Source organism: Pseudomonas sp. E1MeOHC2 (assembly GCF_058745025.1).
On record NZ_CP196675.1, the window covers coordinates 361,657 to 380,379 of the forward strand.

Annotated in this window: 16 protein-coding genes and 4 tRNA genes; 5 read left to right on the plus strand and 15 right to left on the minus strand. The window is 60.7% G+C overall.

All coding sequences use genetic code 11. The features are described from left to right. Positions 1 to 113: 113 nt before the first annotated feature. Positions 114 to 1,520: an MltF family protein gene (locus ACSSU5_RS01565; protein ID WP_264312584.1), complete on the minus strand. Its 1,407-nt coding sequence runs from the start codon at positions 1,518 to 1,520 to the stop codon at positions 114 to 116. Positions 1,521 to 1,678: 158 nt separating this feature from the next. On the opposite strand from ACSSU5_RS01565, the gene ACSSU5_RS01570 reads away from it, so the two are divergent. The 3 genes from ACSSU5_RS01570 (at position 1,679) to ACSSU5_RS01580 (ending at position 4,527) form a co-directional block, all read left to right on the plus strand. Further along, positions 1,679 to 2,503, plus strand: coding sequence for a TatD family hydrolase (locus ACSSU5_RS01570; RefSeq protein WP_264312583.1), 825 nt, complete (start codon positions 1,679 to 1,681; stop codon positions 2,501 to 2,503). 88 nt (positions 2,504 to 2,591) lie between these two features. Continuing rightward, positions 2,592 to 4,070, plus strand: a complete 1,479-nt coding sequence (locus ACSSU5_RS01575) for a methyl-accepting chemotaxis protein (RefSeq protein WP_492560457.1) — start codon at positions 2,592 to 2,594, stop codon at positions 4,068 to 4,070. Between the two features lie 88 nt (positions 4,071 to 4,158). Continuing rightward, positions 4,159 to 4,527 (plus strand): Mpo1-like protein, encoded by a 369-nt coding sequence (locus ACSSU5_RS01580; protein WP_492560458.1) that lies wholly within the window; start codon positions 4,159 to 4,161, stop codon positions 4,525 to 4,527. Positions 4,528 to 4,548: 21 nt separating this feature from the next. Here the strand turns inward: ACSSU5_RS01580 and ACSSU5_RS01585 are convergent, their stop codons facing one another. The 3 genes from ACSSU5_RS01585 to ACSSU5_RS01595 form a co-directional block, all read right to left on the minus strand. Beyond that, entirely contained in the window at positions 4,549 to 5,346 is a 798-nt protein-coding gene (locus ACSSU5_RS01585; RefSeq protein WP_492560459.1) for an acyl-CoA thioesterase, read from the minus strand. Between the two features lie 116 nt (positions 5,347 to 5,462). Then, the gene (locus ACSSU5_RS01590; protein WP_264312579.1) at positions 5,463 to 6,230 is read right to left on the minus strand and encodes a CHAD domain-containing protein; all 768 of its coding nucleotides are present in this window, start codon (positions 6,228 to 6,230) and stop codon (positions 5,463 to 5,465) included. 14 nt (positions 6,231 to 6,244) lie between these two features. Next, positions 6,245 to 6,523: a hypothetical protein gene (locus ACSSU5_RS01595; protein ID WP_264312578.1), complete on the minus strand. Its 279-nt coding sequence runs from the start codon at positions 6,521 to 6,523 to the stop codon at positions 6,245 to 6,247. Positions 6,524 to 6,684: 161 nt separating this feature from the next. On the opposite strand from ACSSU5_RS01595, the gene ACSSU5_RS01600 reads away from it, so the two are divergent. Further along, on the plus strand, positions 6,685 to 7,725 hold the full coding sequence (locus ACSSU5_RS01600) for a patatin-like phospholipase family protein (protein WP_264312577.1): 1,041 nt from the start codon (positions 6,685 to 6,687) through the stop codon (positions 7,723 to 7,725). 73 nt (positions 7,726 to 7,798) lie between these two features. Here ACSSU5_RS01600 and ACSSU5_RS01605 read toward each other — a convergent pair whose 3' ends face one another. The 11 genes from ACSSU5_RS01605 to ACSSU5_RS01655 all read right to left on the minus strand — a co-directional run bounded on the left by ACSSU5_RS01605 (position 7,799) and on the right by ACSSU5_RS01655 (position 17,524). Further along, the gene (locus tag ACSSU5_RS01605; protein ID WP_492560460.1) at positions 7,799 to 9,670 is read right to left on the minus strand and encodes a SurA N-terminal domain-containing protein; all 1,872 of its coding nucleotides are present in this window, start codon (positions 9,668 to 9,670) and stop codon (positions 7,799 to 7,801) included. Between the two features lie 181 nt (positions 9,671 to 9,851). Further along, positions 9,852 to 10,124 carry an HU family DNA-binding protein gene (locus ACSSU5_RS01610; protein WP_172220696.1) on the minus strand — a complete coding sequence of 91 codons (273 nt, stop codon included), beginning with the start codon at positions 10,122 to 10,124 and terminating at the stop codon, positions 9,852 to 9,854. Between the two features lie 152 nt (positions 10,125 to 10,276). Next, the gene (lon, locus tag ACSSU5_RS01615) at positions 10,277 to 12,673 is read right to left on the minus strand and encodes an endopeptidase La (RefSeq protein WP_264312575.1); all 2,397 of its coding nucleotides are present in this window, start codon (positions 12,671 to 12,673) and stop codon (positions 10,277 to 10,279) included. 166 nt (positions 12,674 to 12,839) lie between these two features. After that, positions 12,840 to 14,123: an ATP-dependent Clp protease ATP-binding subunit ClpX gene (gene clpX, locus ACSSU5_RS01620; protein WP_033699106.1), complete on the minus strand. Its 1,284-nt coding sequence runs from the start codon at positions 14,121 to 14,123 to the stop codon at positions 12,840 to 12,842. Positions 14,124 to 14,231: 108 nt separating this feature from the next. Further along, positions 14,232 to 14,873, minus strand: a complete 642-nt coding sequence (gene clpP / locus ACSSU5_RS01625; RefSeq protein WP_012271562.1) for an ATP-dependent Clp endopeptidase proteolytic subunit ClpP — start codon at positions 14,871 to 14,873, stop codon at positions 14,232 to 14,234. 91 nt (positions 14,874 to 14,964) lie between these two features. Further along, entirely contained in the window at positions 14,965 to 16,278 is a 1,314-nt protein-coding gene (tig, locus tag ACSSU5_RS01630; RefSeq protein ID WP_492560461.1) for a trigger factor, read from the minus strand. A 247-nt stretch (positions 16,279 to 16,525) separates the two neighbouring features. Next, positions 16,526 to 16,825, minus strand: a complete 300-nt coding sequence (locus ACSSU5_RS01635; protein ID WP_264312573.1) for a DUF6388 family protein — start codon at positions 16,823 to 16,825, stop codon at positions 16,526 to 16,528. Positions 16,826 to 17,082: 257 nt separating this feature from the next. Then, a tRNA-His gene (locus ACSSU5_RS01640) sits at positions 17,083 to 17,158 on the minus strand. Between the two features lie 36 nt (positions 17,159 to 17,194). After that, positions 17,195 to 17,279 (minus strand) — tRNA-Leu (locus tag ACSSU5_RS01645). A 52-nt stretch (positions 17,280 to 17,331) separates the two neighbouring features. Continuing rightward, positions 17,332 to 17,407 (minus strand) — tRNA-His (locus tag ACSSU5_RS01650). Positions 17,408 to 17,447: 40 nt separating this feature from the next. Then, positions 17,448 to 17,524, minus strand: a tRNA-Arg gene (locus tag ACSSU5_RS01655). A 270-nt stretch (positions 17,525 to 17,794) separates the two neighbouring features. On the opposite strand from ACSSU5_RS01655, the gene folD reads away from it, so the two are divergent. Further along, the gene (gene folD, locus ACSSU5_RS01660; protein ID WP_264312572.1) at positions 17,795 to 18,649 is read left to right on the plus strand and encodes a bifunctional methylenetetrahydrofolate dehydrogenase/methenyltetrahydrofolate cyclohydrolase FolD; all 855 of its coding nucleotides are present in this window, start codon (positions 17,795 to 17,797) and stop codon (positions 18,647 to 18,649) included. Positions 18,650 to 18,723: the final 74 nt, after the last annotated feature.

The window sequence follows — 18,723 nt, forward strand, 5'->3', positions numbered from 1 at the left end:
GTTGAGGCGTCCTTGAAAGCGGGAAGATGTGTTGGAATGGGCGCCATCATAATCAATTGAATGAATATAAAAATCGCAAAAAACCCAAGATAACAATCGATAAAATCGATTTATCAGCGCTTGGCTACCCGCTCCAGCACCGCACGTTCACGGTTGAACGCCAGGAAGTACTTGTTGACACTGTTAACGAAATTGACCGGCCCCATGCCCACCTGCTCCATCGCAATGCGCTCGGTCTGGAAGAACCACTGGTTGCCGTTGAGCCCACGCCGGCGCGCTTCGGCACGCATGGCCTGGACGCGCTCGGGCCCCAGGTTGTAGGCCGCCAGCACGAACGCCATGCGCTCTCGCTCGTTGATCTGGGGGCTGGCGAAGAACTTGCGCCGGATCAACGCCAGGTAGCGGGCACTGGCCTGGACATTGCCGTCAACCGTGGCGGTATTGCTCACCCCTACCCGCTGGGCGGCCGATGGCGTGATCTGCATCAGGCCATGGGCACCACCGGTGCCGCGTGCCGAAGGGTTGAGTGTCGATTCCTTGAAGCCCAGCGCGGCCAGATTGAGCCAGTCGATCTGCTGAGCCTGGCCATGCTTCTGCAGTACCGCACGCACCGCGCTCAGGCGTTGGCGATCCTTGCTGGCCAAGGGGTTGTGCACACGGTACTGGCGGCGGTAGATACGCTCGAACGCGGCATCCTGGTTATCTGGCGCGCGATAGCCCTGAAGAAAGCGATCGACGGTGGCCAGCAACTGCGGCGCGTCGCGCCCCACATACCAGCGCATGGCTTGCGGCGCACCCAGGTGCACACGCGTGTCCAAGCGCAGACGCGGCATGACCCTGGCCCATCGCTGGGCAATCGGGCGCTCTACCACCGTCAGGTGGTAGATGCCGGCCTGGACCATCTCCAGCACATCCTCCACTGCCAGGGTGGAGTCCACCCACTCCACCTTGATCGGCGCACGCTTGCGCAGTGCCAGCTGCTGGTTCACCTGCTGGATCAAAGGGCCCGCAGCACTGGCGCTGGTCAGGGCCACTGTACGGCCGGACAACTGCTCGACATGGCTGAAGCTGCGCTCGCCTTTGCGCCCGACCAGCAACAACGGCACCTGGTCCAGCACCGGCGCGCTGCTGCTGACGCCCCGCACCACCACAGGGTCGAGCAGTTCGCCTGGCGCAGCCAGATCACCCTCGCCGCGCTGCAAGGCACCGAGCAACTGCTCCTTGGCCCGAGGGATGAGTTTCAGCTGGATCTGCTGCCCGTCAGCGGCGCGCGCATTCAGGTAATGCTCAAGCGCACGCAGGCGGTAGTATTCGATGCCGACGGGCTCGCCCTTGACCTCGCCAGAGCTGTTGCGGCTTTGATTGACCAACACCCGCAACACTTTGCTCGCACGAATCTGCTGCAGGTCACGCAACTTGCTGGGCGGGATATTCTGCTGCGGCCCTGGCAGGCGTGCGTGGGCGGCACCGGCAGAGGTCAGCCCAAGCATCAGCAGGAAGGTCAGCAGGTATCGCAGCATGCGAAAACGTGTCCGAGGTCGGTGGGCGGCGCTCATGTGGCATGGCCGCCTGGTGATAAATGACGGCAGAAGACCACAGCAACAGCATGAAGTTCTTGGTTTTTTCCGAAAAACGCGGATTTTGTTATGCTGGCCGGCCCGCGGCACGAGGTAGCACCATGCAACTGATCGATATCGGCGTCAACCTGACCAACAGCAGTTTCCACGACCAACAGGCCGCCATCGTCGAGCGCGCCATCGAAGCCGGCGTGGCACAGATGATCCTGACCGGTACCAGCCTTGCGGTCAGCGAGCAGGCACTGGAGCTGTGCCAGCAGTTGGACGCGGCCGCCGAACACCTGTTCGCCACCGCTGGCGTACACCCCCACGATGCCAAGTCTTGGGACGCCGGCAGCGAGCGACAACTGCGTCAGTTGCTGAATGAGCAACGCGTGCGCGCAGTCGGTGAGTGCGGCCTGGACTTCAACCGCGACTTCTCCCCTCGCCCACTACAGGAAAAGGCCCTGGAGGCCCAACTGGCGCTGGCCGCCGAACTGGGCTTGCCGGTGTTTCTGCACGAACGAGACGCCAGCGAGCGATTGCTGGCCATCCTCAAGGATTATCGGGACCACTTGACCGGCGCCGTGGTGCATTGCTTTACCGGCGAACGCGAAGCACTGTTCGCGTATCTGGACCTGGACCTGCACATTGGCATTACCGGCTGGATTTGTGACGAACGCCGTGGCACGCACCTGCACCCCCTGGTCGGCAACATCCCTGAGGGACGCCTGATGCTGGAGAGCGATGCGCCGTACCTGCTGCCGCGCAGCCTGAGGCCCAAGCCGAAAAACGGCCGTAACGAGCCAGCGTTTCTGCCCCAGGTGCTAAGGGAGGTGGCGCTACACCGAGGCGAGTCCGTGGAACACACGGCAGCCCATACAACCGCAGCGGCACGGGCATTCTTTCGGCTTGGCCAAGCCGCTCCATGCTCTGATTTTTCTTGATACACATCAAAAGGGCTTCTAGCGTGAGCAGGCACAATGATGGCACCTTGCCAATATTGTTTCCGCTCAACTCAGAGAAGACCTGCCCATGGGTGCCTGGCTTAGCAATGTTTCCCTGAAGTACAAATTTTGGGCCGTCAATGCGGTGGCCTTTGTCACGACCCTCTTGCTGGTGCTCTACGCCGTGCATCTTGAGCAGCGCGCCCGCGCGGACGCCGCTCAAGCCCAGGCCGCGGCACAGGCCCAGTTGTTGTCAGCCTGGCCCGCCGGGCAAGCACTGCCCCGGCAAGCCAATGTCATCAGCTGGTTGCCGGGCCAGACACCAAGCTTTGCCGGCGAACCGCTCGAAGCCCTGCGCAACGCCCAGGGCTGGGTCGATCTGCCCGCCGCATGGCTGCTGGGCGATAACCCGCTGCGCGGCGCCCAGGTGCTGCACAACGGCGACCAGCAGGTGGCCGTGCTGGCCCAGTCACCGAGCGTGCGTCAGGTGTTCATCGACCGCTTCACCAACTATGCCGTCTGTGTGCTGATACTGATGCTGGCCATGCTCGGCGCCTCGCAGTTGCTGATCCGCTTTCTGCTCAGCCAGCTCAACACCCTCAAAGACGTCATGCTGCACGTGGAGAAGACCGGCGATTTGTCGGGGCGCGTCCCCCTGGCGTGTGGCGACGAAGTCGGCCAGATGGCGGGCGCCTTCAACGCCATGCAGGCCACCTACCACCGCGTGGTCAGCACCGTGGCCCTCACCGCCGCGCAACTCGACTCCGGCGCCGCGCGCCTGGCGGCGAGCATGAACGACGTACGCCACGGCATGCTCGGCCAGCAGAGCGAGACCGACCAGGCCGCCACCGCCATCAACGAGATGTCCGCCACTGTGCACCACATCGCCCAGCATGCCGGTGCCACTCGCGATCTGTCGCAGACCGCAGATACCCTCGCTGGCAGTGGCCAAGAGGTGGTCAGCCGCGTTCAAGATTCGATTTCCGGGCTGTCCAGCGGCGTGCAACAGACCGCCGAGATGATTCGCCAACTGGCCGAGGACAGCCAGAAAATCAATGGCGTGGTCGGGGTGATTCACAGCATTGCCGAACAAACCAACTTGCTGGCACTCAATGCTGCCATCGAGGCAGCCCGTGCCGGTGATCTTGGCCGCGGCTTCGCGGTGGTCGCCGACGAGGTACGCAACCTGGCAAAGCGCGTGCAGACCTCCACTGACGAGATCACCGCCATGGTCTCTGCGCTTCAATCCGGCACCCGCGATGCGGTTGAGTTCATGCAGGAGAGCTCGTACAAAGCCGACGATTGCGTCAGGCAGGCCCAGGCCGCTGGCGAGGCGCTGGCCGAGATTACCGGTGCGGTCGCGCAGATGCGCGAAAGCAACACCCAGATCGCCGTGGCGGCAGAGCAGCAGAGCCAGGTGGCCGAAGAAATGAACCGGGCCGTGGTCAGCATCCGCGATGTCACCGAACACACCGTGCAACAGACCGTTGGTTCGGCCACCACCAGCAACGAACTGGCGACCCTGGCCGGCGAGCTGAACAAGGCGATTGGCCAGCTCAAGCTATAGTCAGCATTACCCGTCACGATAGCCAGCCTCGATTGGCCTCCTCCCGGGGGCCGCACTAAGCTTTGGGCATGACCGAGAGGAACTGCCCATGAGCAAACGCCTGCCCAACCTGCCCGCCTGGCAATGGCGTGGCTATCACCATAATCATCGCCACCCGGCCAACCTGGTGCTGCACTTGATCGCCGTGCCGCTGTTCGCTCTCGGCGCGCTGCTGATGCTGTCCGGCCTGTTCGCCCTGGACCTGGGTCAGATTGCCGTGGGCGTCATTTGCGTGATTGCAGGCCTGGGCCTGCAGCGCCAGGGGCATCGCCTGGAGGCCGAGCAACCCGAGCCGTTCGCCAACCGCAAGGACGCTGTGCAGCGCTTGCTGACCGAACAGTTCATCACCTTCCCACGCTTTGTGCTGAGCGGCGCTTGGTGGCGCGCCTGGCGCGAACGGCACAAGCACCGCCACTGAACACTGTCACCGGCTTGTGGGCTACGCAAAAACCGTGACCGTCTGCCGGCTCAACGCCAGTAGCTCGCCTTCTGCCGACCACAGGGCCGCTGCGGCATGCCCATAACCATCACGCGCGTGCTCGGTCTCGACGCAGTAGCGGCACCAGTCCAGTGTCGAGAGCGTGGGCGTTGGCTGGATGAATTCGATGGTCCAGGTCAGCGTACTACCCGCTGCCGGTTGCTTCAGGTAAGGCAACAGGCTAGGCGGCCAGGCGTCGACCAGGGCCAGCAGGTGAGACACGTTCAGCGGCTCGTCAGCGATGTCCCGCAGCCTCACCCAACCGCCCGTATGCCGTGAATCGTTGCCACTGAACGGCAGCCCACCCACGGCCCAACGCAGGGCTATATGGCGCATGAACTCCGGTGTCAGCCCTTTGATATAGGGAAGCTCAGGGCCGGCTTGCGCCAACGGTTTCATGGCGAAAGCAGGCTGCGCCGGGACGTCCACCACCGAGGGGCGGCCAGCACCGAAATTGCCCTGCACCAGCGTTACGACCTGCCCGTCCTGCACCGCACGGCCGAGCAAGGTACTGACTGCCTTGCCCTCACGCAGCACTTCGACTTCGAAACGAATAGGCACATCCGCCGCCGCAGGCGCGACGAAGCTGATGGCCAAGGAACGCACCGGGCGGTCATCGGCCAGTTTCAGGCGCATCGCCTCGTAGACCATGGCGGCCATCAATCCACCGAAGGCTGCGCGGCCCTGGGCCCACGAAGCAGGCACCGAAACCGATTGAGGATTGGCTCGAACGGCGTCGAGCAATTGGGTGAAATTCATGGCAAGTGGGCTCCTGCACCGTGTCGATCCGGGCCACGCCGTTCACGCGCCCTGCATCGAATCATACTAACCAGCCAGTGCGCACCGATCAGGCCCTGAATCGGTCATTTGCCGGGCTATCGCTGCTTCAACGCTGCCTGCAAGGCATCCAGCGTGACATCGGATTTGCCTTCGGCCTCATGCAGCTGCTGCTCCCAGTCGAGTGTGCACGCGGCCAGCTCGGCATGCTCGCGGGCCTGCAGCAACCATTGCAGACGGTCATGCCACGTACCCAGATCACCCTGAGCCTTTTTCAACAAGCCTTGCAGTTTTTTTCCGGCATGCTCAAGTTGCGGATAGGCCTCATCGCCATAGCGTGCACGCTTGATCAACAACCGCAGCCGATGCCGATCATGGGCAGGGTCAGCCAGCGCCTTGCGCAGCTTGCGCCATTGCTTGTCCAGGCGCTTGTCGATGCGCTTGTCCAGCGCATCGACCAGGCCCTCGCGATCAGCGGCGCGCAGGAACAACGGGAACGCATCCACGATCACCAGCAGACGGGTCAGTTGCGCGCTGCCTGCCACACTGGCAAAGGCCTTGCCACGCCCCGCCAGCCGTTGCAGCCCCGCCTCGGTCATGCCCCGCCCGAGCAACTCGGCCGCCAGCACTTCACGGTCACGTAACGGCGTTGTCAACGTGCCCAGGGCCTTGGCGGCGTCCTCCAGTTGCTCGACACCCGGTAACCCTTGCAGCGGCCGCAGCAGGCTGCGCAAGCGCCGTACAGCGATGCGCAGGTCGTGCAGTGCCTCACTGTCGGTGTCGGCGGCAAGGCGCTCGCGGCAGGCCAGCAGGCGCACCTGCAAGGCCAGAATCTGTGACACCACATGATCGAGCATGGCAGACATGGAACGCTCCTCGGTCAGCGGCCAGCGCGCGACTCACGAATGTAGAAACGCGCCTTCTCGGCCTTTTTGGTACAACCTTCAAAACCTTCGAACTGCTGTTGGGTCTTGGCGCCGGTCAGCAGCGACAAGGCCTTCGAATAACTCACAGTACCGGCAAAACCTTCGGCCTTGGCCAGGTCGAGCTCCTTCCAGGCGGCATCCAGCTGGGTCGCGCAGCTGTCACGGTAGGCCGTCTTGCCCGCACAGCCAGCAAGGGCCAGGGCAATCAGTGGAAGGTAGATCCAGGCTTTCATCGGTAATTCCTCAAAGTGAAAAGAGTGGCTGTTCGACGCACGGGCAATCAAAAAGTGCCCGCGCGGGGCTTTGCTTAGCGTAGATCAGCGCGGTCTACATTGAAGCACAGGCAGCAATGGGTGCATTGTTAAACCATGGTTGCACAGGCCGAGGGAAAATCATGAGCAAACGAGTGGCGCTGGTACTGGGATCGGGTGGTGCAAGAGGGTATGCGCACATCGGTGTGATCGAAGAAATAGAGCGGCGCGGTTACGACATCGCCTGCATCGCCGGCTGCTCCATGGGGGCGGTGATTGGCGGCATCTACGCTGCTGGCAAGCTTGAGGAGTATCGCAACTGGATCGAAAGCCTCGACTACCTGGATGTGCTGCGCCTGGTGGACGTCAGCTTTCGCCTCGGTGCAATCCGTGGTGACAAGGTATTCGGCCAGATCCGCAAGATCGTCGGCGAAATCAATATCGAGCAGTTGCGTATCCCTTACACCGCAGTGGCCACCGACCTTACCAACCAGCAGGAAATCTGGTTTCAGGAGGGCTGCCTGCACCAGGCCATGCGCGCTTCGGCGGCAATCCCCAGCCTGTTCACGCCGGTGATGCAGGGCAACCGCATGCTGGTCGATGGCGGCATTCTCAACCCGCTGCCGATTGTGCCGGTGGTGTCCAGCCACTGCGACCTGATCATCGCCGTCAACCTCAACGCCACCAACCAGAAGCAGTACCACTTGCCCGTGATCGAACGCCCGGCAGCCTTCAAGATGCGCTTCGATGCGCTGCTCAGCTCCCTGGGTTCACGCCTGCCCTTCCGGCGCAAGCCTGCAGAAGAACTGATACGTATCGAACAGGAGATCGTTGCCGAAGGGCTGGCGCCGCCCAGCCCTTGGCTGGCGGGCACCGCAGACCCGGAAGGCCAGCAGCCGGCGGCGGCGCCCGAACGCGAAGGTGCGCCCAAGTCAGCCACCGGCTCATTCATCATCGACAACGTCGGGCCTGCCTCACTGCTGGACCTGATCAACCAGAGCTTCGAGGTCATGCAGACCTCATTGGCGCAGTACAAGATCGCAGGGTATCCACCCGACGTGCTGATCAACGTGCCCAAGCGGGTTTGCCGGTTTTTCGAGTTCTACAAGGCACCAGAACTGATTGCCCTGGGGCGGGAGATTGCGCGGGATACGCTGGACAACTATGAAGGGGCGAAGCGTTAGGAGGCCGCTCCTACAAAGGGCCAAAAACAAGACAGGCCGCATTACGCGGCCTGTCTTGTCATGCAACGATCACTCAGTAACGGGTGATATCAGCATTGGCTTCCAACTGCTTGCGATAGGCAGCGAAGTCCTGCTGGCCAGCACGCGAAGCGAGGTAGCGGCGGATCTGCTGCTTCTCTTCATCGGTGGCGGCGGCGCCTTCGTTGACACCTTTAAGCTGCAAGACGACCAGGCTGCCATCGCCCAGGACCACACTGCCGTACACCGGCTTGTCCTTGGCTTGCGGCTTGCCCAGGCGGAACACGGCCTGCAGCTCGGCCGGGTCGATACCGTCCTCACCACGGGTCACCGCCTCATAGGCTTTCCAGCCCTGGCCTTCATGGACGCTGTCAGCGGCGATGGAGCCATCACGCAGGCCGGCAATCAGCTTGTCCGCCTTGGTCTTGAGCTCGGCAGTCGCCTTCTCTTTGGCCAGGTGTTCGCTGATGGTCTTGGCCACCGCTTCCAGCGGCAGTTGCTCCGGCTTGCGGTGCTCCTTGACGCGCAGCACGACGGTGGTTTCCGGATCGAGCTCGATGGCGGTGCTGTTGGCACCCTCCTCCAGCACTTCCTCGGAGAACGCCGCCTGAACCACAGCACGGTTGGCAGTGATGCCTTCGCCGCCCTCACGACCGAACGCTGCGGAGGTTTGCACCTTCAGGTTCAGGTCCTGTGCTGGCTGACCCAGGTCAGACGCCTCGTAGGCCGCATCCTGCAGCTGCTTGCTGGCGTCGACGTAGCGCTGTTCGACCAGCGGGATCTTCAGGTCACGGGTGAGCTTGTCCTTGAGGCTGGCGAAGCTTGGCACTTCCGGCGCTTCAACACCCAGCAGCTTGATCAGGTGATAACCGAACTCGGTGCGAACCGGGGCCGATACCTGGCCATCCTTCAGCTGGTACAACGCATCCTCGAAGGCCGGGTCGTACACGCCTGGGCCGGCGAAGCCGAGGTCACCACCGCTGTTGGCCGAACCTGGGTCCTGGGAGAACTCCTTGGCCAGTGCGGCGAAGTCTTCACCCTTGGCCAGGCGCTGCTCGATCTCTTCGGCACGGGCTTTGGCCTGGGCGTCGGTGACCTTGTCGTTGACCTCGATGAGAATGTGCGCGGCATGGCGCTGCTCGGCGAGGTTGGCGATCTCTTTCTCGTACTGGGCCTTGAGCTCGTCGTCGCTAACCTTGACCTGGTCGAAGAACACCGACTTCTTCAGCTCGATGTAGTCGATCACCACCTGGTCAGGCGACATGAACTCCTTGGCATGCTTGTCGTAGTGCGCCTTGACCTCGTCATCGCTGACGTTCACCGCGGCCGGGTCGGCCTTGAAGGTCAGGGAGGCGAAAGCACGGGTCTGCTTCTCCAAACGGGCGAACGCTTCGACCTGCTTGTCAGTGACGAAGCTGCTGCCGGCAAGGCCGGTGCGCAGCTGGCCGATGAGCATTTCTTCGGCGAGCATGTCGCGGAATTGCAGGCGGCCGTAGCCCATCTGGCGAATGACCTGGTCGAAACGATCGGCGTTGAACTTGCCGTCAACCTGGAACTCCGGAGTCTGCAGGATCACTTGATCCAGCGCGGCTTCGGAGAAGGCGAACTTGGCATCTTCGGCACCTTGCAACAGCAGCTTGCGCGTGACCAGGCCCTTGAGCGCCTCATCTCGCAGCAGCTTGTCATCCAGCAGCGCAGGGTCAAAATCCTTGCCCAACTGTTGCACCAGCTGGCGGCGCTGCATGTCGGCCGCCTGGCTCAGCTCGTTCTGGCTGATGGTCTGGCCGTTCACCTTGGCGGCGTCCTGGCTATGGCTGGCTGCCTGGAAAATGGCCTCGAAGCCGGTCAACGCCATCAACACGACGATAAGGCCGATGATGGTCTTGGCAATCCAACCTTGTGAATTGTCCCTGATATTTTGCAGCATGCGTCCCCCAGAAACGGCTGTACCACTGCGTCGACAACCGCGGAGCGTGGGTAGAATCCTGATAAAAGAAAGGCGCATCCGAGGATGCGCCTTTTCTTAGCAAACGTGTCAGGCGGGAACGTTTGCGACCCGCCTCACGTGCTCGGACCTGGCCAGGCCGGGTCCGGCTGAAAGAGACGACTTAGTTGACGGCGTCTTTCAGGCCTTTGCCAGCCTTGAAGCCTGGAACCTTGGCAGCTTCAATCTTGATTGCCTTACCAGTTTGCGGGTTGCGGCCGGTGCGCTCGGCGCGATCCTTGACCGAGAAGGTACCGAAACCTACCAGTACCACGTCGTCACCTGCTTTCAGGGCACCGGTCACGGAGTCAATTACTGCGTCCAGCGCGCGGCCGGCTACAGCTTTCGGGATGTCTGCAGAAGCGGCGATAGCGTCAATCAGTTCCGACTTGTTCACTCTAAGTCCCCTTATTTCTCTATTGAGTTTGTTTCTAAGTATGTAATGAAAAGCGTATGAAACGAGCGCTGGGTGGCCTGATAACAATAGCGTGCCGCTTTATAGCAAGGCCCCGAAAAAACTGTCAAGGAAAGCCCCCCAGCCAAAAACTACTAATGCGTGCTGATTCTTTCCTTAGCATCGCTGTCGCGCTTCTCATCCTTCGCGACAATCTCCGGAGCCACATCTGGCAAGGGCTCCGGGGCGTATTGCAGCGCAATTTGCAGGACTTCGTCAATCCATTTGACCGGTTTGATCTGAAGATCCTGTTTGATATTTTCCGGAATCTCCTTCAGATCGCGAACATTCTCCTCGGGAATGATCACCGTCTTGATGCCGCCACGGTGTGCCGCCAGCAGTTTTTCCTTCAAACCGCCAATGGCCAACACCTGGCCACGCAGGGTGATTTCACCGGTCATGGCCACGTCGGCACGCACCGGAATCTGCGTCAGCGCCGAAACCAGCGCAGTGCACATGCCAACGCCGGCACTCGGGCCATCCTTGGGCGTGGCACCTTCTGGCATGTGGATGTGCACATCGTGCTTCTCATGGAAGTCGGCTGCAATGCCCAGGCTGCGGGCGCGGCTGCGCACCACGGTCTGCGCGGCAGTGATCGACTCGACCATGACATCGCCCAGAGAGCCGGTCTTGATCAGTTGGCCCTTGCCGGGAATGACCACAGCCTCGATGGTCAGCAGTTCGCCACCCACCTGGGTCCATGCCAAGCCGGTCACCTGGCCGATCTGGTCCTGCTGCTCGGCAAGGCCGTAGCGGAACTTGCGCACGCCCAACAGGTGTTCGAGCTGCTCGCTGGCCACCTTGACCTTGACCTGCTTCTGCCCGGTATGTTCCTTGACCACCTTGCGGCAGACCTTGGCAATCTGCCGCTCCAGGCCCCGCACACCGGCTTCGCGGGTGTAGTAGCGGATGATGTCGCGGATCGCCGAGACGTCGATCTCGAGCTCTTCCTTCTTCAAACCGTTGGCCTTGACCTGCTTGGGCACCAGGTACTTGACCGCGATGTTGATCTTCTCGTCTTCGGTGTAGCCCGGCAGACGGATGACTTCCATCCGGTCCAGCAGTGCCGGCGGGATGTTCATCGAGTTCGAGGTGCACAGGAACATCACATCCGAGAGGTCGTAATCGACTTCCAGGTAGTGGTCGTTGAAGTTGTGGTTCTGCTCGGGGTCGAGCACCTCGAGCAATGCGGAGGCAGGGTCGCCACGCATGTCGCTGCCCATCTTGTCGATTTCGTCGAGCAGGAACAGCGGGTTACGCACCCCTACCTTGGTCATCTTCTGAATCAGACGACCCGGCATGGAGCCAATGTAGGTGCGACGATGGCCACGGATCTCGGCCTCGTCACGCACGCCGCCCAAGGCCATGCGTACGAACTTGCGGTTGGTGGCGGCAGCGATCGACTCGGCCAGCGAGGTCTTGCCCACGCCAGGCGGGCCAACCAGGCACAGCACCGGGCCGCGGATTTTCTTGACGCGCTTTTGCACGGCAAGGTATTCGAGGATACGTTCCTTGACCTCTTCGAGGCCATAGTGGTCGGCATCGAGGATTTCTTCAGCCTTGGCCAGGTCCAGGCGCACCTTGCTCTGGGCCTTCCACGGCACCTGCACAAGCCAGTCGAGGTAAGAGCGAACCACCGTGGCCTCGGCCGACATCGGCGACATCTGCTTGAGCTTGTTCAGCTCGGCCTGGGCTTTGGTCAGGGCATCTTTGGGCAGGCCAGCCGCTTCGATGCGCTTTTTCAGCTCTTCGACTTCGTTGTGGCCTTCGTCGCCATCACCGAGCTCCTTCTGAATGGCCTTCATCTGCTCATTCAGGTAGTACTCGCGCTGGCTGCGCTCCATTTGTTTCTTGACCCGACCACGGATGCGCTTCTCGACCTGCAACAGGTCGATCTCGGCATCCAGCAGCGCCAGCACGTGCTCGACGCGGGTCGCCAGGTCGACGATCTCGAGGATTTCCTGCTTCTGTTCGATCTTCAGCGCCATGTGCGCGGCCATGGTATCGACCAGGCGGCCAGGCTCTTCGATGCTGTTCAACGAGGACAGCACTTCGGCAGGGACTTTTTTGCCCAGTTGCACGTACTGTTCGAACTGCGACAGCAACGTGCGCACGAAGACCTCAGACTCGCGCTCGGCGGCGTCGACTTCGTCGATCAGGGAGACTTCGGCACGGATGTGCCCTTCCACTTCCGTGAAGCGCTCTACCGCGCCACGCTGCTCGCCTTCGACCAACACCTTGACGGTGCCATCGGGCAGCTTGAGCAATTGCAGTACGGTGGCAACGGTGCCGACGCGGTACAGGGCATCTTCGCCTGGATCGTCATCGGCCGGGTTTTTCTGGGCCAGCAGCAGAATCTGCTTCTCGCCCGTCATCGCGGCCTCTAGGGCTTCAATGGATTTTTCGCGCCCCACAAACAGCGGGATGACCATGTGCGGGTAAACAACGACATCGCGCAATGGCAAAAGAGGCAAGTCGAGGGTGGTCTTCATGATTTCGCCTCTAACAGCGGCCTTTATGGCCGGAAACCGGTGGAAATGATGCTTGGACCTAATGTGGGGGCACGCCTGGGAAATTACAAGCGCTTGCGCAGGAAAAGCAGAAAGGGGCCCGTAGGCCCCTTTCTTGCTTGCAACCAACAACTGACGTTCACCTGAATCAGGCGTCAGGTGCGGCCTTGGCTTGCGGCTCGCTGTTCTCGTAGATCATCAGCGGCTGCGAAGTACCCTCGATGACACTCTCATCGATCACCACCTTGCTGACATCCTTCTGCGAAGGGATCTCGTACATGGTGTCGAGCAGCACGCCTTCGAGGATCGAACGCAGGCCACGGGCGCCGGTCTTGCGCTCCAACGCCTTGCGAGCAACGGCCTTGAGTGCATCGCTGCGGAACTCGAGGTCAACGCTTTCCATCTCGAACAGCTTGGCATACTGCTTGGTCAGCGCGTTCTTCGGCTCGGTGAGGATCTGCATCAAAGCAGCCTCATCCAGCTCATCGAGCGTCGCCAGTACTGGCAGACGGCCAACGAACTCAGGGATCAGGCCAAACTTGACCAGATCGTCCGGCTCGACTTCACGCAAGGACTCGCCAACTTTCTTGCCTTCTTCCTTGCTGCGTACTTCCGCGCTGAAACCGATGCCACCCTTGGTGGAGCGGTTCTGGATGACCTTTTCCAGGCCAGAGAACGCGCCACCGCAAATGAACAGGATGTTGCGGGTATCAACCTGCAGGAATTCCTGTTGCGGGTGCTTGCGCCCACCTTGCGGTGGAACCGAAGCAACGGTGCCTTCGATCAGTTTCAACAGCGCCTGCTGCACGCCTTCGCCCGAGACGTCACGGGTGATGGACGGGTTGTCCGACTTGCGCGAAATCTTGTCGATCTCGTCGATGTAGACAATGCCCATCTGGGCTTTTTCCACGTCGTAGTCGCACTTTTGCAGCAGCTTTTGAATGATGTTCTCGACGTCCTCACCCACATAACCGGCTTCGGTCAGGGTGGTGGCATCGGCAATGGTGAACGGTACGTTCAGCAGACGCGCAAGGGTTTCGGCGAGCAGGGTCTTGCCCGAGCCAGTAGGCCCGATGAGCAGGATGTTGCTCTTGCCAAGTTCGACTTCGTCGCCCTTCTTGTCACGCTGGTTAAGGCGCTTGTAGTGGTTGTACACCGCTACGGCCAGCACCTTCTTCGCGCGCTCCTGACCAATCACGTACTGGTCCAGGATGCCGCTGATTTCTTTCGGCGAAGGCAATTTGTGCGCGCTGCTCTCGGCCTGGGCTTCCTGCACCTCCTCACGGATGATGTCATTGCACAGGTCGACGCACTCGTCGCAGATAAATACCGAGGGCCCGGCAATCAATTTGCGCACTTCGTGCTGGCTTTTGCCGCAGAAGGAGCAATAGAGCAATTTGCCGCTGTCCTCGCCGTTACGGGTGTCAGTCATTCGATCGATCCAATCCGGTAGGCTTGCAACACAAGATGAAGGCAATTGCGGGCTTTTTCAAGTCCGCAGGTAGGCGCTTTCGGCACCTACCTGCTCTGGCCCCTGGGATCAGGAGGCCAGTTGCCGCTTGTCGTATACCGAGTCGATGAGGCCGTACTCGGCCGCGCGCGAGGCGCTCATGAAGTTGTCACGCTCAGTATCACGCTGGATGGTCTCGAGGTCCTGGCCGGTGTGGTAGGCCAGCAACTCGTTGAGACGCGCCTTGATACTGAGGATTTCCTGGGCGTGGATCTGGATGTCGGTAGCCTGGCCCTGGAAGCCGCCGAGCGGCTGGTGAATCATGACGCGCGAGTTCGGCAGGCAGTGACGCTTGCCCTTGGCACCGGCGGTCAACAGGAAGGCGCCCATGCTGCAGGCCTGGCCGATGCAGATGGTCGAAACGTCCGGCTTGATGAACTGCATGGTGTCGTAGATCGACATGCCAGCGGTGACCGAACCACCCGGCGAGTTGATGTACAGATGGATATCCTTGTCCGGGTTTTCCGCTTCGAGGAACAGCATCTGCGCTACGACGAGGTTGGCCATGTAGTCTTCTACAGGACCCACCAGGAAAATCACTCGCTCCTTCAACAGGCGCGAGTAGATGTCGTAGGCGCGTTCGCCACGGGCGGACTGCTCGATAACCATCGGGACCAGGCCGCCTGCGGCCTGGATGTCAGAGCTCTGCTGAATATAAGAATTGCGGGACATGTCCTGCGCTCACTCCCAAATAGTCATGGCTTGAATACGCACAAGCCAGCGCGAAGGCTGGCTTGTGGGGGTTTCCTACGAGAGTAGCGTATTACTCGGCTTCGGCAGGTGCCTCAGCTGGCTTTACGGCTTCTTCGTACGAGACCGACTTGTCGGTCACAGTCGCTTTCTGCAGAACAGTATCTACAACTTGCTCTTCCAGCACAACCGAACGGACTTCGTTCAGTTGCTGGTCGTTCTTGTAGTACCAGGAGATGACCTGCTCTGGCTCTTGGTAGGCAGAAGCCATTTCTTCGATCATTTCACGAACCTTGCCTTCGTCCGGCTTCAGTTCGAACTGCTTGACCACCTCAGCGACGATCAGGCCCAGGACCACACGGCGCTTGGCTTGTTCTTCGAACAGCTCGGCTGGCAGTTGCTCAGGCTTGATGTTGCCACCGAACTGCTGAACAGCCTGCACGCGCAGACGGTTGACTTCGTTTTCCAGCAGGGCTTTTGGCACTTCGATCGGGTTGGCGGCCAGCAGACCGTCCATGACCTGGTTCTTGACCTTGGCCTTGATCGCCTGACGCAGCTCACGCTCCATGTTCTTGCGAACTTCGGCGCGGAAACCTTCCAGGGTCGATTCCTTGATACCGAACTGAGCGAAGAAGGCTTCGTTCAGCTCAGGCAGCACAGGTGCCGAAACACTGTTGACGGTGATAGTGAACTCGGCGGCCTTGCCGGCCAGGTCCAGGTTCTGATAGTCCTCTGGGAAGGTCACGTTGACAACGCGCTCTTCGCCAGCCTTGGCGCCTACCAGGCCTTCTTCGAAGCCCGGGATCATGCGGCCGGAGCCCAGTACCAGCGGAGTGCCCTTGGCCGAACCGCCAGCGAACACTTCACCGTCGACCTTGCCGACGAAGTCGATATTGACCTGGTCGTCGTTCTGCGCAGCGCGGTCAACTTCTTCGAAGCGGGTGTTCTGCTTGCGCAGGACTTCCAGCATCTTGTCCAGGTCGGCATCAGCCACTTCGGCGCTCAGGCGCTCGACGTTGATCGACTCAAGGCCGGCAACGGTGAACTCTGGGAACACTTCGAAGATAGCGACGAATTCCAGGTCCTTGCCTTTCTCGAAGGACTTCGGCTCGACGGCTGGAGCGCCGGCCGGGTTCAGCTTCTGCTCGACCACAGCTTCGTAGAACGAAGACTGGACCAGATCACCGAACACTTCCTGGCGAGCGTCAGCTTCGAAACGCTGACGGATCACGCTCATCGGCACCTTGCCAGGACGGAAACCTGCAACCTTGGCGCGACGGGCAGTCTGCTGCAGACGCTTGTTGACTTCGGTCTCGACGCGCTCGGCCGGGACGGCGATGGTCATGCGGCGCTCGAGAGCGGAAGTGTTTTCAACAGAAACTTGCATGGATATTCCTCGTTGCACAGACGTTAGCCGGCGTTAGCCCGACTCCAGAATCAAGGGCAAGCATTCTAGTGAGTCGCGCAGCAGAAGTCACCCCACTCGGGACGACGGGAAACCACGCCGGTCGATTAACTTGCAAGGCCCGCACGGCTTAGCGCCGAGCCCCTTTCAATTGAGGCTGCGCGCCACCGCTGGCGACGCGCAGCCGTAATAACTTGTCAAACAACTGCAGCCTACAAAATCGCCTCCTTTATTGAGGGTCGATCTCGTTGAACTGGCAGTACTCTTCCCACGACATACCCAGGGCCTCGGCAACCTCGCGCTGCGTCTCCAGGCGCATGGCCTGTAGCTGCTCGGGGCTTTCGGCAATCAGTTGCAGCGCCAGCTCCCAAGGCTCGACACCCTGCTCCTGCGCCGCATCTTCGAATGCCCATTCGATCTGCTGGGCTTGCTCACGCGCATCCAGCTCGCGGATTTCTTCGAGCAATTGCGGATTGGCTTCGGCGAAGCGCTGCAGCGCCAGGGCCTGACGGGCTTCTTTTGCAATCATGGCGTTTTTCCTCTGCCGACCGTGGGGCCGGTGTTTCAACCGGCTGAAATCTATCAGCTTTTATTGGGGTGTCACCAGAGGATTGCAAGGGGCGGGAGTGTGAAGTATTCGATTTGAGCCCTGTAGCGCCTTTGAGATCGAGCGCCGCCCGCGCGGCGCATCGCAGCAAACACAAAAAAAGCCGCAATCAGCGGCTTTTTCGCAGCACAAAAAAACAAAGGCGCCCGATCTCACGATCAAGGCGCCTTCGAAAAATATGGGGTGGACGATGGGAATCGAACCCACGACAACCGGAATCACAATCCGGCGCTCTACCAACTGAGCTACGCCCACCATATTGCGGTGTTGCGGTACAACTTTACAGAAGCATGGTGCGGACGAAGAGACTCGAACTCTTACAGCTTGCGCCGCTGGAACCTAAATCCAGTGTGTCTACCAATTTCACCACGTCCGCGTAACGCTTAAAACAAAGGCGCCAGATACTATCAAGGCGCCTCTGCAGAATATGGGGTGGACGATGGGAATCGAACCCACGACAACCGGAATCACAATCCGGCGCTCTACCAACTGAGCTACGCCCACCATATTGCGGTACATCTACTTGCTTGCCTAAGCTGCCTGATGGCGCACCCGGCAGGACTCGAACCTGCGACCATCCGCTTAGAAGGCGGATGCTCTATCCAGCTGAGCTACGGGCGCATAAGCGATCAGCCTAACCGAACGATGCTTTAGCAGTGAACCGCTAAACCACTCATTCTGCCCGACTTTGCCAACCAGTGCTAGGCAGTGCCCGACAAGTGCGGCGAATGTTATAGCCGAGCTCCTAGGTCGTCAACATCTTTCTCAAAAAAATTTAAATTATTTAAGGGGTTAGGGGATTTGCCCGACCACCCGCCTTTGCCCTCGCGTCGTGTCGTGCGAGAATGTGCCTTCTTTATTGTTTCCTTCTCGATGGTTAATCACGCGTCTATGACTGCACACCTAATCGATGGCAAGGCGATCGCCGCCAGCCTGCGCCAGCAGATCGCTCAACGTGTCGTGGAGCGTCGCCAGCAAGGCCTGCGCACCCCGGGCCTGGCTGTGATCCTGGTCGGCACCGACCCCGCCTCCCAAGTCTATGTCTCGCACAAGCGCAAGGACTGTGAAGAGGTCGGCTTCATTTCCCAGGCGTTCGACCTGCCCAGCGAAACCACGCAGCAAACCCTGACCGATCTGATCGACCGCCTCAATGATGACCCGGCCGTCGACGGTATCTTGCTGCAGCTGCCGCTGCCAGCACACCTTGACGCCTCGCTGCTGCTGGAGCGCATTCGCCCGGACAAGGATGTCGATGGCTTCCACCCCTACAACATCGGCCGCCTGGCCCAGCGCATCCCGCTGCTGCGTCCGTGCACGCCAAAAGGCATCATGACCCTGCTCGAAAGCACCGGTCAGGACCTGTACGGCATGAATGCGGTAATCGTCGGCGCGTCCAATATCGTTGGCCGCCCCATGGCCATGGAACTGCTGCTGGCCGGTTGCACCGTGACCGTCTGCCACCGCTTCACCAAGGACCTGGCCGGCCACGTCGGCCGGGCCGACCTGGTGGTCGTGGCTGCCGGCAAACCGGGGCTGGTCAAGGGTGAGTGGGTCAAAGAAGGCGCCATCGTCATCGACGTGGGCATCAACCGCCAGGACGACGGCAAGCTGGTCGGCGATGTGGTCTACGAGACAGCCCTGCCGCGCGCGGGCTGGATCACGCCGGTGCCGGGTGGTGTCGGGCCGATGACCCGGGCGTGTCTGCTGGAAAACACGCTGTATGCGGCCGAAGAGCTGCATAAGTAAGATGGCGTGAAATGAAAACGGCACCTCCTACAGGTGCCGTTTTTTTTGCCTGAGGTTTATCGCCTTGGCTGCAC